Source organism: Streptomyces sp. SDr-06, from assembly GCF_003324565.1.
GTDB lineage: Bacteria > Actinomycetota > Actinomycetes > Streptomycetales > Streptomycetaceae > Streptomyces.
In genome coordinates, this window is the sequence record NZ_QOLA01000006.1 from 217299 (window position 1) to 232356 (window position 15058).

15 protein-coding genes are annotated in these 15058 nt (G+C 71.8%); 7 read left to right on the forward strand and 8 right to left on the reverse strand.

Translation table 11 applies throughout. The features are described from left to right. Together DT019_RS15915 and DT019_RS15920 are read right to left on the reverse strand one after the other, a co-directional pair. Positions 1–1041 (reverse strand): radical SAM protein, encoded by a 1041-nt coding sequence (locus DT019_RS15915; RefSeq protein ID WP_114037443.1) that lies wholly within the window; start codon positions 1039–1041, stop codon positions 1–3. A gap of 268 nt (positions 1042–1309) precedes the next feature. Then, positions 1310–2125: an aKG-HExxH-type peptide beta-hydroxylase gene (locus DT019_RS15920; protein WP_189389599.1), complete on the reverse strand. Its 816-nt coding sequence runs from the start codon at positions 2123–2125 to the stop codon at positions 1310–1312. 580 nt (positions 2126–2705) lie between these two features. Between DT019_RS15920 and DT019_RS15925 the strand changes: the two genes are divergently transcribed. Next, complete coding sequence (locus DT019_RS15925; protein WP_114037445.1) at positions 2706–3965, forward strand: MFS transporter; 1260 nt, start codon at positions 2706–2708, stop codon at positions 3963–3965. Here the strand turns inward: DT019_RS15925 and DT019_RS15930 are convergent. The 4 genes from DT019_RS15930 to DT019_RS15945 form a co-directional block, all read right to left on the reverse strand. Further along, entirely contained in the window at positions 3962–4426 is a 465-nt protein-coding gene (locus DT019_RS15930; RefSeq protein WP_114037446.1) for a hypothetical protein, read from the reverse strand. The genes DT019_RS15925 and DT019_RS15930 overlap by 4 nt on opposite strands. Positions 4427–4689: 263 nt before the next feature. Next, the gene (locus tag DT019_RS15935) at positions 4690–5172 is read right to left on the reverse strand and encodes a hemerythrin domain-containing protein (protein WP_114037447.1); all 483 of its coding nucleotides are present in this window, start codon (positions 5170–5172) and stop codon (positions 4690–4692) included. Positions 5173–5369: 197 nt separating this feature from the next. Further along, positions 5370–7607: a catalase gene (locus DT019_RS15940; RefSeq protein WP_223279575.1), complete on the reverse strand. Its 2238-nt coding sequence runs from the start codon at positions 7605–7607 to the stop codon at positions 5370–5372. A gap of 247 nt (positions 7608–7854) precedes the next feature. Continuing rightward, complete coding sequence (locus tag DT019_RS15945) at positions 7855–8115, reverse strand: hypothetical protein (protein ID WP_114037449.1); 261 nt, start codon at positions 8113–8115, stop codon at positions 7855–7857. A gap of 408 nt (positions 8116–8523) precedes the next feature. Between DT019_RS15945 and DT019_RS15950 the strand changes: the two genes are divergently transcribed. Beyond that, complete coding sequence (locus DT019_RS15950; protein ID WP_114037450.1) at positions 8524–8712, forward strand: hypothetical protein; 189 nt, start codon at positions 8524–8526, stop codon at positions 8710–8712. Between the two features lie 75 nt (positions 8713–8787). On the opposite strand, the gene DT019_RS15955 is transcribed toward DT019_RS15950, so the two are convergent. Both DT019_RS15955 and DT019_RS15960 read right to left on the reverse strand, forming a co-directional pair. Further along, positions 8788–9729 carry a Rieske 2Fe-2S domain-containing protein gene (locus tag DT019_RS15955; protein WP_411292712.1) on the reverse strand — a complete coding sequence of 314 codons (942 nt, stop codon included), beginning with the start codon at positions 9727–9729 and terminating at the stop codon, positions 8788–8790. A 156-nt stretch (positions 9730–9885) separates the two neighbouring features. Next, positions 9886–10080 (reverse strand): CsbD family protein, encoded by a 195-nt coding sequence (locus DT019_RS15960; protein ID WP_189389603.1) that lies wholly within the window; start codon positions 10078–10080, stop codon positions 9886–9888. A 446-nt stretch (positions 10081–10526) separates the two neighbouring features. On the opposite strand from DT019_RS15960, the gene DT019_RS15965 reads away from it, so the two are divergent. The 5 genes from DT019_RS15965 (at position 10527) to DT019_RS15985 (ending at position 15009) form a co-directional block, all read left to right on the forward strand. After that, on the forward strand, positions 10527–10979 hold the full coding sequence (locus DT019_RS15965; protein ID WP_114037453.1) for an SRPBCC family protein: 453 nt from the start codon (positions 10527–10529) through the stop codon (positions 10977–10979). Continuing rightward, a complete protein-coding gene (locus DT019_RS15970; protein ID WP_114037454.1) occupies positions 10972–12561 on the forward strand; it encodes a phytoene desaturase family protein in 1590 nt (529 codons plus the stop codon). Before DT019_RS15965 ends, DT019_RS15970 begins: the two co-directional genes overlap by 8 nt. A gap of 137 nt (positions 12562–12698) precedes the next feature. Then, positions 12699–12884 (forward strand): hypothetical protein, encoded by a 186-nt coding sequence (locus DT019_RS15975; RefSeq protein ID WP_114037455.1) that lies wholly within the window; start codon positions 12699–12701, stop codon positions 12882–12884. A 240-nt stretch (positions 12885–13124) separates the two neighbouring features. Next, positions 13125–14669, forward strand: coding sequence for an FAD-dependent oxidoreductase (locus tag DT019_RS15980; protein WP_114037456.1), 1545 nt, complete (start codon positions 13125–13127; stop codon positions 14667–14669). A 118-nt stretch (positions 14670–14787) separates the two neighbouring features. Further along, complete coding sequence (locus tag DT019_RS15985) at positions 14788–15009, forward strand: hypothetical protein (protein WP_114037457.1); 222 nt, start codon at positions 14788–14790, stop codon at positions 15007–15009. The last annotated feature ends 49 nt before the right edge of the window (positions 15010–15058 follow it).

Sequence of the window (15058 nt, forward strand, 5' to 3'; positions counted from 1 at the left end):
TCAAAGCAGTCGGCTCGTAGCCGGAACGGCCGGGTGGACACGCCGGTCGTCGAGGTCGCCGGGGAGCTGAGAGACATCGATCCCTCCGTTGGTCGTGGTGCAGAACGGGTCGGGGGCGTCCCAGCGACCGGTGAAGGCGAAGGCCGTGGACCTGCATCCGCCGGACGACCCCTGGGTCTGTTCGCAGGACTCGCAGCCGCCGTCCACGTGGGCGCCCCGGTTGTGGACGTAGACGGGGTTGTTCCAGGTGTCCAGCCAGCTGACCTCGCGGACGTTGCCGTAGTCGGCGTAGTCCCGCAGGTAGGCGCAGCCGACGGAGCGGCCGGTGGCGTCCACGCCGGCGTTCTGCCAGCAGCAGTTGCCGTCCTTGGGGTGCCAGGAGGTCATGAGGTGGACCGAGTCGGGCACGCGCAGCGCTTCCAGCGCGGCCATCTGGTCGGGCAGCCGCAGCGCCAGGTCCTTCCACTGGGTACGGGCCCGGCCCAGCGGGTACAGGCGCAGCACCCCCACCCGGGTGACGCCGAGGTCGGCCGCCAGGTCGAACACGTCCTGGAGTTCGTGCACGTTGCGCCGCGTCATGATGATCAACAGGGATACGGAGAGCCCGGCGGTCTGTGCGTTCCTCACCCCCTGGACCGTCTTGTCGAAGGACCCCGGCACCCGCACGTGCCAGTCGTGGGTGGCCGCGGTCGCGCCCAGAACGTCCACGTACAGCTCGCCGACCCCGATCTCCTTCAGCCGCGCGGCCACCTCCGGGGTCAGCAGCGTCGCGTTGGTGCGCAGCCGCGTCATCACATGAGGCGTCAACTCCCCGAGCAGGTCGAGGATGTCCGGCCGGTTGAGGGGTTCGCCTCCTTCGACGAAGGCCTCGATCACGCCGGAGTCGGCCATTTCGCGGATGAGCGCCGCGTACTCCTCCCGGCGCATCTCCTCGCCGCGGGGCCGGGCCTCGCAGTCTCCGTAGCACTGGCGGCATTTCAGGTTGCACGACTGCGTGACCTGCAACCAGCTCTTGAGGGGCTCATTGAGTACGAGATCCATGGGTCTCCGTCCTGGTCGGCACCGACGGGCACCGGCACTGAGAAATGACGGCTCGACGCGACGGCGTCAGGGCCTGCGGGACAACGGGCACCTGAGTGCCGGGGGCGGATACAGGGCCGGGGAGTGGGCTGTGCGGGACGCCGCGCGTCCGCGGTGGTGCACGGCAGGAGAGGTCAGGGCAGGTGCGGGGTGGTGGCGAGGGGTCTCGCGCCCAGGGAGATCAGGAGGTGTGCCCGGCGCGGGCCGGGACCGGTCGCCTTTCCACCTGTCATGACGGCACCCGTTCCCGGGGGCGGGGTCCGACCTTGCCCTCGTGGACCTGCGTCAGCCAGCGCAGGAAGTCCTGGCCCGCCGGGCCGAGGCAGCCCTGAGCGTGCCGGGCGACCTTGTCGAGCAGACTGGCGGCCCGCAGGACGGCGGTCTCGGCGGACTGCTCCGCGTCCGGCCCGCCGCCGTCGACGGCCCGCTGCTCGAACCATGCGGCCAGGTGGACGTAGACGTGCGCCGCCGCCAGGGCCCGGTCGACGGGCCATCGCGAGACCTTCGAGTCTCTGTGCCACTCCGGCGCCACCGTGGGTGCGGATTCGGTGTCGTAGGCCGGAGCGAAGATCGACCTCGTCGTCTGCAGGTCGTAGAGGCGCAGATGCACGAACTCGTGGACGAGCGCCTCGGCCAGCCGCTCGGGGGTGCGCATGCAGCGGAGGGCCACGAACGCCGTTCCGGGAATCTCCTGGGTGGAGGCGCTGTCGAAGGCGTCGGGGCCGTCGACGGCGACGATGTAGCGGGCGTGCCGCACCAAGCCGCTGCACAGCTCGGGGGCCGTGGTGAGCATCAGCTCGACCGCGGCGCGCACCATCGCGGATTCCTCGACCGTGCAGCCGGCCAGATGGTCGGCGTTCTCTCCCGCGCTGAGGTGGCGACGGAAGAGCGCCTCGAATTGCCGGTGGGAGGCGGCGGGCAGGGCGGGGTCGCTCAGCAGGTTCAGCCGGTGGCCGGACACCTTGATCCCCTGGTGGATTCCCGCGCGCTCCTCGGTGGCTGCCAGCGTGGCACCGGCGTGGAGCGGGTCTGCCCTTGCGGCCAACTGCCGTCGGCACGCGGGAGTATCGCGAATGCTGCGCAGCGCCTGATCCCACGCGTGCCGACTCACAGGATCCAGCGCTATGTCGGGGGTGACCCGGCGCCCTTTCGAATCCGCCGACCATAAATCGGGTGCGACGCATTCGAGAAGGAAATCATAGGTTTCGTATACTCGGTCGATGATGCTTGCCGGTTGGGCGAACACGGGGTGCTCGGCCAGCGCAACAAGCGCAGGCTTCTGCATACAGTGGCCCCTGTCGAATTACTCCCTTACTCGTCACAGATCTCGGCGAGTGCGATGGGCAGTGGTACCAACAGGCCGGTGGAACATGCTTGTTGGCGACAAATCAGCGACTGACGCTTACCGAAGATTCCACCGCGGGAAAGCCGTGTCAACCGTCCCGAGCAATCGAGACGGGGCTTGTTCGGCGGGGGTAAAAGGGCGGCATAGAAATCCAGGACGACAGGAATGGTCCGCCGCGCACTGGGTACGCGCTGCTGGTCGATTGTGTCCACTCACCGAATGTGCCGCAGCGGCTTCTTGAGCGCGCCGCGACCGCCCGCCGCAGAGAGAACCCTGCCCCATGAGGTTCGCCATTCCCTCAGCCCGTCTGCCGGGCGGGCCGACAACGACGGCCCTGCGTCGGCTCGTTGCCGCAAATGCGCTCAGCTCGGTGGGCGACGGCGCGCGGTTCGCGGCACTCCCGCTCCTCGCGATGTGGAGCACCGGTCAGGTCTTCTGGGTGTCCGTGGTCGCGGCCGCGAGCCGGGCGGCCTGGCTGCTCGCACCGGTCATCGGCACCCTGGTGGACCGCATCCCCCGACGCCGGTCCATGGTGGGCGGGGACCTCGCGCGCTGCGTCACGCTGCTCGTGCTGTTCGCGGTGGTGCCGATCGTGCGGCCGCCGGTGGTGCTGCTGGTGCTGCTGGCCTTCGGCACGGGTGTCGCCGAGGTCTTCTTCGACAGTGCCGCGCAGGCCGTGGTGCCGGCGCTGGCCGCCGACCACGAACTGGAGCGGACGAACGCCCGGATCCTGGCCGCCCAGATCACCGGCACCGGGTTCATCGGACCGCCCTTGGGCGCCGTGCTGTGGGCGGTGTGGCACCCATTGCCCTTCCTCGCCGACGGTCTGACGTTCCTCGCGTCGGCGCTGCTCCTCACCACCCTGCCGGAGCGGCCCGCGCCCGGCGGAACAGAGGACCACGAACGCGGGCTGCGGGGTCTTGTGCGCGGCACCTGGGCAGGGCTGCGGTTTCTGGGCCAGGACCGGACGCTGCGCCGCCTCATGGTGGTGGTCGCCGTCCTCGGCGTTGGGCAACAGGCGGTCTACGCGGTTCTCGTCGTCTATGTGGAACAAAGGCTCGGCCTGCCGCCCTACGGCTACAGCCTGATGCTGGTCGCGGCGGCGGCCGGCAGCCTCGCCGGAGCGAGAACGGCGCCCGGGACCGTACGGCGGCTGGGTTCCGCGTGGAGCTTGCGGGCCTCGGTCGCCGTGTCGGCGCTCAGCTATCTCGTCGTCGCGGTGCTGCCACGATGGCCGCTCGTCGCCCTCATGCTGGCCCTCAACAGCGCGGGGGTGGTGCTGTGGAACGTATGCACCGTGTCGCTGCGGCAACGCCTGGCTCCCGAGTACATGCTGGGGCGGGTCACCAGTGGCTACCGGCTCGCCGCGTGGGGCGCGATGCCGGTCGGCGCCGCGGCGGGCGGCGCCCTGGCCCAGCACACCGGCCTCGACGCCCCCTGGACGCTCGCCGGTCTCCTTCTCCTGGCCTGCCTCCCGCTGCTTCCGGGAGCGGCCTCGGTTCGTCCGGGCCAGGACGACCCCGTTCCTCCGGCCCGCTAGGCCCCGTACCGACTCGGGAAGGCCGAGGCCCGGGGCCGCCCCGGCCGCAGGCGGCGGAGTCCGTGGACCGTCCGGGCTCCCCCGGCCGGGCCGATGGCGAAGGGCCTGCTCGTCGCGAGCAGCCGACTGCCGCGGGAAACCTGAATCCAGTACGTCCCCAAGGGCAGTTCGGGCACGGTCACTTCCGTGCCGCCGTCGCGGGGATCGACCTCCGTCGCCAACTGGGCGACCGTGCCGCGCCATTGGTCGGCGGTGACGAGCTTGAGGCGGACCGGACGCGCGTCGTGCCCCTGGGCATGCAGACGCCACAGGATCTTGCGACGCGTACCGCAGGCCCAGGCGTCCGCGCGGCCGGGGGTCAACACGTGCAGCAACTGGGGTTCGGGTCCCCACTCGGGCAGATCGTTCGCGCTGGTGGCCAACTCCCAGGCGCGGTCCAGGTCATGACGGACGGGTGCCATGATGCTCCCTCCTTCTGGCGGTCGGCTGGAACCGGCCGCCAGTCCGCATCGTCGTGCACTGCTCCTGCCCGGCCGTCCGCGAAAACCACGGGGCCAACGGCCCTGGGGCGGGTGACCTCCGGCCCGCGTGAGGGACGGTATGGCGGCCGGGCCCGTCCCGGGTACCCCGCCCCGTGTCGTGTATGGGCGGACCCCCCCGGCGGTTTCGGGATCGGCCTCGATGCGGGCACCCGCAGATCAAGAAGAGGAGGGCGAGCGGCGGCTCAGGCGGCCACCGCGTCCCACATCCTCTGCCGATCGGGGCGGCGCGGCCGCTGCGGAGCCCGCTCGGCGAGCTTGGTCATCCAGGCGCCGATCTCCCGCAGCTCCTTGCGCCCGACCGAGGCCCGCACCTGCGGGAACCACTGGTGGTCCTCCGCGTCCATGTGCCGCTCCACAATGTCCATCAAGAGGCTCGTCTTCGCGTCGAAGGCGATCTCCTCGGGACGCATGTCGAGCAGCTCGGCCGCCAGCACCTCGGCGATGTGGTGTTCCTCCCGGAAGGCCACGATCGTCAGCTCGGTCTCGGGGGCCAGAACCGACACCCGCGGGTACATGCCCTCCCGCTCGATGTGCATGTACACGGTCAGGGCGCGCAAGAACTTCTCCACCACACCGGGATCCCGGTCGGCCCGGTACGAGCGGATGAGGCGCCTGATCTCCTTGTGGCCTTCCCGCAGCATCACGATGGCGTCGGTGGTGGGCATGGGCAGCTCCCAAGAGGCGCAGGACTCACTTCCGTGACAGGCCAATACCCGGCGAACCGGACAGTCACACGCCAGGTGCGCCGGGCTGCTCGTCCGCTCTCGTACGGATACGGAACGTGGTCGGGCTCGGGCCCGCCCGGGAGGTTTCCGCTCCCGAAGGGGGGGGTGTGCCCCGTGCGGGCACCCCCCCACGGGACTCAGAGAGCGGGCGGGAACCTGTCCCACGCGCGGTGCTCGGCCAGCGCCCGGGTGACGCGCTCGACGACGGCCGGCCCGCTGTCGCCCAGCACACACCCGGCCTCGCCCTCCTCGATGCCGGACGCCTCGAACATGTCCCGGGCGTCGCCCCAGCCGCCGATCGCCTTGCCGTGCCGGTACGCCTCGGTCAGCAGCAACAGCACCCGCGGGTCGGGCCCCTGCGGCGCGGGCGAGCCGGCCTTGGCGTCCCGGGCGCCGTAGGCGTCCGCGCCGGGCCGGGGGGCTCCGGCGAACAGGAGGGCGTCGTACTCGACGGACCGGGCGGTGGCGAAGGTCCGCTGGACGGCGACGGGATCGCCCTCACTGTCCAGGTTCCCGCCGACCGGCGCGATGACGAGGGGGACCATGTCGGCGGCCAGGACGGCCTGCCGTGCGGCGCGTACGCCCTCCAGGTCGGCCGACGCGTCGGCGACGATGCCGACCACCCGGCCGTCCGTCGGCCAGGCACGTCCCAGCTGGGACAGCGCCGGGCTCGGAGCGACCTGGGCTGGCGCCACGGTGGCCTGGGGCGCGGGCAGGCCCAGCCCCGCCGCTACCTGCTCGCACAGCTCCGGGTCGATGTTCGCCAGCACCTGCAAGTTGCGTTCCTTGACGGCCTGTTCGAAGCACTTGCTCAGCTCGAAGGTGTAGGCGGCGATGATGTGCTCGCGCTCCGGGGCGCTCATGCTGAGCCAGAAGAGCCGCGGCTGGCTGAAGTGGTCCTCGAAGGAGGCGGCCGCCTCACGGACCTTGCTCGTCTCGGGGATGCGCACCGGGGTCTCGACGTAGGCACCCGTGTCGGCGCCCGCGAGGAAGGGGCATCCGCCGTCCAGGCTGTTGGGCCGGTAGGGGGCGACGCCGGTGTGGACGGCGGTCTGGTGCATGCCGTCGCGGAGCATGTCGTTGACGGGCGCGTGGGGCCGATTGATCGGAATCTGCGCGAAGTTGGGGCCGCCGAGCCGGCTGATCTGGGTGTCAAGGTAGGAGAACAGACGGCCCGCGAGCAGCGGGTCGTCGGTGATGTCGATGCCGGGGACCAGATGGCCGGGGTGGAAGGCGACCTGCTCGGTCTCGGCGAAGTAGTTCTTGGTGTTGGCGTTCAGGGTCATCAGGCCGACGGGCTGAACGGGAGCGAGCTCCTCAGGGACGATCTTGGTGGGATCGAGGAGGTCGATTCCCTCGAAGGTCTGCTCGGGGGTGTCCGGGAAGACCTGGATGCCGAGCTCCCACTGGGGGAAGGCGCCCGCCTCGATCGCGTCGAAGAGGTCCCGGCGATGGAAGTCCGGGTCCATCCCGTTGATCAGCTGGGCCTCTTCCCAGACCAGGGAGTGCACACCCAGTTTCGGCTTCCAGTGGAACTTCACGAGCACACTCCGCCCGGCCGTGTTGACCATGCGGAACGTGTGGACGCCGAAGCCCTCCATCATGCGGTACGAACGCGGAATGCCGCGGTCGGACATGTTCCACAGCGTGTGGTGGGTGGCCTCGGTGTGCAGGGAGACGAAGTCCCAGAACGTGTCGTGCGCGCTCTGGGCCTGCGGGATCTCGCGGTCGGGGTGCGGCTTCGCGGCGTGCACGACGTCCGGAAACTTGATCGCGTCCTGGATGAAGAACACCGGAATGTTGTTGCCCACGAGGTCGAAGGTGCCCTCGTCGGTGTAGAACTTCGTCGCGAAGCCGCGGGTGTCGCGCACGGCGTCGGACGAACCACGTGAGCCCAGGACGGTGGAGAACCGCACGAACACCGGGGTCTCCATGTCCTTGGCCAGGAAGGCCGCCCGCGTCACCTCGGTGGCGGTGCCATAGCCCTGGAAGACGCCGTGGGCGGCCGCGCCGCGTGCGTGCACCACACGCTCGGGAATCCGCTCATGGTCGAAGTGGGTGATCTTCTCGCGCAGATGGTGGTCCTGGATGAGGACGGGGCCGCGCGGTCCGGCCTTCAGCGAGTGGTCGCTCTCGTACAGGCGGTTCCCCTGCGCCGTGGTGAGGTACGCGCCGCTCTGCGCGGTGCGCGCCGGGTCGGCGCCCGTGGCCTGACCGGTGGGACTCACGGTTTCCGGACCCCGCTGGTCCGGCTTCGGGGGCAGCGGACCGGCGGGCTCGGTGGGCTCGGCCACCGACGGCGTCGCAGCTCCCGGCTTGCCCGGAAGACCGCCCCCGTTGGCCGCGGCATCTGCGTGAGGGTGCTCTGTGGTCATGCTCATCTCCCGGTGGCGCTCGTCAGGACACCTCAGCCATGACCGCAGTGCCGCGAACCTCAAACAGCCTCCGGGTGGTTGTCACTCGCATCCGCAGGAGTCCATGGCATCTGCCGCTGCCTTGCACGGCCGAGGTCGTCGACGCCGCGTACCCGCTGTCCAGCGAAGAACGCCCGCTTCCCCGAGGAAGGCTCGATCTCCTCCCGGCCGCGCGAGGCCCCCGAAGACGGGCAGCACGCCCACCACGTCAAGCGGACGACTCGTCCGGAATCGGGTGCCCCGCGCGTTTGTTGCCGGAGTGCGGGGCGCCTCGGCGGCCGGTGCCCGCCTCGTCCGTGTCGGGGATCTCCGGATCGGGCCGCTCGCTGCGCGTGCTGTCCGCGGCATCGCCCTCGGCCTCCCACGGATCGGTGTCGAGCCCGGCCTGCTGGTCGGGCAGGTCCCGCGGAATCGGCTCGGGAGTGGCTGTTCCGTCGTCTCCTGGCCCCTCGGGCCGGCGATCGGTCATGGTGGGTCCTCGCTTTCGATGGGCGGTCCGTGCCTGGTACCCGTGCCGTCGCGGACAACACTCCCGGCCCGCGGGACCGTGGTCGGACCCGTCAAGGCTTCGGCGAAGCGCACCGAGGTGGGTGCGCCCGCGGCCCCGGAGGCCGCCATGACGAGGGGCGGCGGGCGCACCCAGCCGCGCCTACCCGAAGCCGGGTCGGCCACGCGTCCCCGCCGGGGCGCCGCGCTCGCACCGGCGAGCCGTCCGAGCCCACAACCGCGCCGCGTCACCGCAGGCCCGAGGCGGTGAAGCGGCGCGGTGAGGACATCACAGGCGCCACCGAAAATTCACCCGAACGCCGCCTCAAGAAGGCGCGGGGCCCGCAGTCGTGATGACGTGGAGTGCTGTCCAACGCTACGGAGGACTGCCATGTACGAAATGCACGTCGGCACAGCCGTCACTGGCGATCGCCAGGTGTGGCACGTTGTCGCCCATGACCATCGAACCACCCTGTGCGGCCGCCCCCTTGAGCCGACCGAGAACAAGGAAACCGATCACCACTGCCTGCCTTGCATGACAACGTTCCAGCACCTCATGCAAGTTGCTGAACCCGCCTGATCCCGCGTCCGCATCCTGCCCGCTGTCGCGCCGGGCCTCCCGTCGCAGGGGAGCCCGGCACGGAAGGGGAATGGATCAGGCCGCACCTGGCAGACGTACTTCCAGCTCGCCCCGCGCACTGAGCCTGCTCTCGAACGTGGGCTGCGGTGCCGTCGCCGGCCCTCGTACGTTCTCGCCGTCCGCCAGCCTGAACACGCTGCCGTGCCAAGGGCATTCCACACATCCGTCGGCCACCTTGCCCTCGGACAGGGGGCCCGCCATGTGGCTGCAACGGTCGACCAGAACATGGAACGCGCCGTCCGGCACCCGCATCACGAGCAGCGGGACCTCGCCCAGCATCCGCCGGACCGCCTGTCCGGCCGGGAAGGCCTCGGCGTCGCCGAGACTGTGCCACCCCGGCTCCACCAGGTGGTCGATCGGCTCCGTCTTGTTGGCGCCCACCGCCTGCCGATAGGCCAGGTGTCCGCCGAGCACGCCGCCGACGCTCGCCGCGGTCAACCCGGCGAGCGCGAGGAACCGGCCGAACACCGGCCTGCCCCGGCCCCGGACGACCCACGAGCTCGCGTACAGGCCGATGGCCGCGGCGTTCGACGCCGCGTGCACCACACCGGTCCGCAACTGCCGCTCGGGCTGCTCCGCCCAGTCCACCCAGCCCGCGAGTGCGGCCGGCGCGGCCGAGACGACGCCCACCCCGACCAACAGGCGTGCGCCGCGCCCTGCGCCCGGCACCCAGTCGAGCACCGCGGAGGACAGCCACGCCCCCATCGGCACCTGCACCATCGCCGGATGCAGCGGGTGCCCGATCGGACGGCCGTGCAGCACATCGCGGCAGGAGCCCAGCGGCAGCGCTCGAACCGCGCGCTGCAACGGTCCGGTCACCCGGTCCAGCTGCCGCGCCCCGCCGAGCGCGTCCATGGCCTTCAGGAGGCTCGCCGCCGCGGCCCCGCACTGCTCAGCGCCGCCACGCGCCGTGGGGCGCGGGCCGTCGGACGTCAACTTCCCTGCCAGGAATCGCATGTGATGCGGTTAACCCCCGCGGCGCGAATCCAAACAGCCGACCGGGCAGGGACCCAGCGGAGCACCGGTCTGCCCGGCGTTCCTCGCCCTGACGGCACAGCAGGCTCGCCCGGCAGTACGGGGCCGCCCTGCGAGCCTGCTCTGTGCACCGGGCGGCTACTTCTTCCGGCCCGGCATGTTGCGCACTGCCTCGCGGGCTTGGTCTTCGGCCTCGGCCCGGGTCTCGCGCGCTTTGCCCTTGGCCTGGTCCATTCTGCCTTCGGCCTTCATGGAGTCGTTGCCCGTGACCTTGCCCGCGGCTTCCTTCATCTTTCCCTTGGCCTGGTCCATCTTGCCTTTGCCCTTGGCCATCACAAACTCCCAGCGTGACGAGAGAACTACTGACAGCAACACGCTAGGTGCGGAGCCGTCGGCACGCGCGCCGGAGCCGTCCCCCCGTGGCCTGTGCGGGGGACCCGCCCACCCGCCGCGCGCGGCGGGTGGGCGCGGAAGGGGTGACGGCACGGGCGGATGCGAGCGTGCCCCGGGGCGCGCACCATGGGCTGGACGGCGCCGATGAAGCGAGGGCCGGGTCATGGCCCGAGGTTGCCGTCTCCGACGTTCGCCCCGTAGGCCACGTCACAGGGCTCGTGCGAGCAAGGAAGCAGGGGTGTTCCGCCCCCCGCCAGGCAGTCGTCCAAGAGCATCGCGGCACGGCGCTCCCGCTGTCTGCCGGGCATGGCCCGGGCGGCTCTTCCGCCGAGCGCGCCAGGCCCCGCGGGCCCGTCACAGCCGTAGACCGGCGAGGAGGACTCTTCATGGCCATCCGCCACCAGCTGATCCAGCGCTCCCCCGCCGAGGTGTGGGCGGTCCTCGCCGACCCCGAGCAGTACGGGGACTGGGTGGTGGGGCCGGACAAGTCCGAGCCCCTCGACCAGGCCTGGCCGCGGACCGGTTCGCGGCTCCGTTTCACCCTGCGCGTCGGGCCGTGGGCGGGCCAGGGCACGACGACGGTCCGGCACAGCGAGGCGTGCGAGGAACTCGAACTGGAGGCGGGTTTCAAAGCCCTCGGCAGTGCCCGGATCTACCTCCAGCTCCGGCCCTGGGGCGAGGGCACCCTGGTCATCTGCGACGAACATCCGCTGCGCGGCGTGGGCGGCACCCTGCACAACCCCGTGAGCGAAGCACTGCTCCAGCTGCGCCACCGGGGCATGCTGGCCCGCCTGGCCAAGGTCGTCGAGCGCGACGCCGCCGGGGCCCGTCATGCCTGACGCCGTGGTGATCGGAGCCGGCCCCAACGGTCTCGTGGCCGCGAACCTCCTCGCGGACGCCGGGTGGAGCGTGGAAGTGCTGGAGGCGCAGGAGGAGCCCGGCGGCGCGGTGCGCAGCGACCGCGGCGTCCACCCCGACTACGTCTCGGACCTCTTCAGCGCCTTCTATCCGCTGGCGGCCGCCTCCCCCGTCCTCGCCCGCCTGGACCTCGCGGCCGAAGGCCTGCGATGGAGCCATGCCCCTCGGGTCCTGGCCCACCCCCTGCCGGACGGCCGGTGCGCCGTCCTGGAGCGCCACGTGCGGGACACCGCGGCCGGGTTGGCCGGGTTCGGTGCGGGCGACGGCGACTCCTGGCAGGACATGTACGGCATGTGGCGCACGGTGGCGCCCGATCTGATCCAGGCCCTGTTCACGCCCTTCCCACCGGTACGCGCCGGGCTCCGCCTGGCCGCGCAGCTCCGCACCCCCGCGGGGCTCAGGCTGGCCCGGAACCTGACGCTGCCCGTGCGGCGCCTGGGCGAGGAGGAGTTCACCGGCGAAGGGGGCCGGATCCTGCTGGCCGGCTGCGCTCTGCACGCGGATCTGGGCCCGGAGTCCTCGGCCAGCGGCGGCTTCGGCTGGCTGATGTCGATGCTCGGCCAGAGCCATGGCTTCCCTGTCCCCGTCGGCGGCGCGGGCGCCCTGACCGGGGCACTGGTGAGCCGACTGGAGAAGCGGGGCGCCACGGTGCGGTGCGGTGAGCGGGTCACGTCCGTCGTCGTACGCGAGGGCACGGCGGTCGGTGTCACCTGCGCCAACGGCGAGACGATCCGGGCCCGCCGGGCCGTGCTCGCCGATGTGTCGGCGCCCGCTCTGTACCGGGACCTCGTCGGGGAGGAGCACCTTCCCGGACGCCTGGTCGCCGACCTCAAGCGCTTCCAGTGGGACTTCGCGACCTTCAAGGTCGACTGGGCCCTGGCGGGACACATCCCCTGGACCGCGCCGCAGGCGGACGGGGCGGGGACGGTCCACCTCGCCGACGGCCTCGACGGGCTCACCCGGTTCGCCTCCGAGATCGCCATGGGGCAGGTACCCGGCAAACCGTTCATCCTGCTCGGCCAGATGACGACGGCGGACCCCAGCCGCTCGCCCGCGGGCACGGAATCGGCGTGGGCCTACACCCATATGCCCCAGCGCATCACGTCCGACGCCGGGCCCGACGCCCTCACCGGCCGGTGGGACGAGCGGGAGGAACAGGCCATGGCCGACCGTGTCGAAGCGCAGGTCGAGCGGTTCGCGCCCGGTTTCCGCGCCCTGATCCGCGCCCGCCGCGTCCTGTCCCCGCTCACGCTCCAGGCCATGGACGAGAACCTGCACTGCGGCGCCATCAACAACGGCACCGCCGCGCTGCACCAACAGGCCATCTTCCGCCCCGTACCCGGCACCGGACGGCCCGAGACGCCGATCAAAAGGCTCTACCTGGCCTCTGCGGCCGCCCATCCGGGCGGAGGCGTCCACGGCGCACCCGGCGCGAACGCCGCCCGCGCGGCGCTGCGACCCCACGGTCTGCACACCCTTTTCCACCGCGCCCAGCGCGTCTGACGCTCTCGGCGGAGACCGAGAACACCGGTTCGCGTGGCGGCTCGGGACGCGGTCGACCACTTTGGGTGGGCTCGTCCTGATATGACTAGGTGGCTGGGGCGACACCGGCCTTGCTCTGCGACAGAACCGGACACCCCGTGGACGATGACCATTCCCGCTCTTCCTGGAGCATCAGCGCGCTCGTCGAGGCGATGCACGGCGAGCGCGACGCCGCGGCGTCCGAGCTCCTCGAACGCTTCGCACGCGAGGCGGACCGCACCGCCCTGTTCGCGCTCCGCGACGCCCTCGCGGCCCGGGCTCTGCGCATGGAGAACGAGAGGTGACCGGCGGTCCGGTGACGCTCCGGCCTGCCGGTACGGACGGGCCCCGGGCCCCAGACCGCCGCGGTACCCGGCGCCACCGTGCGACGTCACCGGCCGTACGCCCCGGCCCCGCGGCGCGAGGACGAGACCCCTCGACCAGTCGCCCCACACCGGCGCCCGCAAAGGACTGGTTCAGAGCCACCCGTGTGACCGGCACCCCTTCCGCGCGTCGGGTCGGGGATTCGCGGGCAGTCGGCGGACATGAAGCCACTTCCCACCCCCGGCCCGTCCTACTGGACGCAGACGGCCGACCTCCCCACCTTCGGTCCGGCCGCGGTTGCCGAGGAGGCCGACGCGGTGGTCATCGGCGGCGGCATCGCCGGGCTCAGCACCGCCTGGGAACTCTCCCGCGCCGGACTGAGCGTCATCGTGCTGAAGGCCGACCGGCTCGCGGAAGGCGTCACCGGCCACACCACCGGCAAACTCACCGCGCTGCACACGGCCATCTACGACACGCTCCGCACCCGGCACGGCGAGGACGCCGCCCGCCTCTACGCCGCCTCGCAGAGCACCGCGCTCCACCATGTCATCGAGGTGGCCGAGGATCTCGGCATCGACTGCTCACTCGAACGCCGGCCCGCCCTCACCTACTGCGAGCAGCCGGACGGGGTCGAAGCGCTGCGTGCCGAGGCGGCGGCGGCCCGGGCGGCCGGGCTCGACGCCTCCTTCGTGACCGAGACCGGCCTTCCCTACCGGGTGGCGGGCGCCGTCCGGGTCGAGGACCAGGCACAGTTCCACCCCCTCTCCTATCTGCGGGGGCTCACCGACGACCTCGTCGCGCGCGGCGGCCGGTTGTACGAGAACACCCGGGTCACCGACGTGGAAGGCGGCGATCGGTGCCGGGTGACCACGGCATCGGGCCTCACCGTCCAGGCGCGTCACGTCGTGGTGGCCACCCACCACCCGCTGTTCGACGACGCCCTGCTGGCCGCCCGGCTCACCCAGCACCGCGACCTGGTCATCGCGGGACAACTGCCCGCGGGCCAGGACCTCGACGGCATGTACATCACCGAGGAAGGCGGCAAGCGGTCCGTGCGCACGGCCCCGCTGCCCGGCGGGCACCGGCTTCTGATCGTCACCGGGGAGGCCTTCACCCCGGGCGACGGCCACGACACGAAGGCCGGGTACACCCATCTGCAGGCCTGGGCCGAACAGCATTTCCCCGGCCTGGCGGTCACCCATCGGTGGGCGGCGCAGGACAACAGCTCCACCGACACCCTCCCGCTCATCGGCAGGCTGCCCACCGCGGGCGAGAACGTCTACGTGGCCACTGGTTTCGCGGGCTGGGGCCTGACGGGCGGTGTCGTGGCCGCGCAGCTCATCGCCTCTCTCATCACGGGTGGCGAGCAGCCGTGGGCCGAGCTCTACGACCCCCGGCGGATCGGCCCCCTCGTCCGCACGGCGCCCGCCGCCCTCAAGGCCCAGTGGGACACGGGCAAGCATTTCGTCAAGGACCGCCTGGCCACCCTCGGCGACGGCACCAACGGACCGGTCGGCGAGCTCCGGCCGGGCGAGGGCACCGTCGTGCGCGCCGACGGAAAACCCTGCGCCGTCCACCGCGACGACGCGGGAAACCTGCACGCCGTCTCCGCCGTCTGCACCCACATGGGCTGCCTCGTCGCCTTCAACAACGCCGAACGCACCTGGGAGTGCCCCTGCCACGGCTCCCGTTTCGGCATCGACGGCGAGATCCTCCAGGGCCCCGCGCTGAAGCCGCTGGAACCGCGCGACCCCGCAGACCTGTGACCCTGCGGCCGCGTCCGCGGGACACCCGCGCCACCCTGCCGGGCAGATCGCCCTTCCTGCCGGACGGCCAGGCCGGGCTCAGCATGCGGAGCCCGGTCGGGCGGGCCACGGTGGAGGCATGACCGAGCCGCCCATCGTCGTACACCGGCCCCTGGCCCGCGGAGGCCGCCGTGTCTACGTCCTCGGCCAGGACACCGGTATCGCGTACTCGGACCGGCACCTGATCGAGTTCCTGCGCCAGAGCGGCATCGACGCGACCGACGCCGAGGCGATGGTCGACGGTGACTCGCCCGAGATCGCCTGGCAGGGCGCCCCGGCCCACGAATACGGGACGTACTGACGGGACAGGGCCCGGCCCGGCAGTACGCGATCGCCTCAAGTGCCGCCCC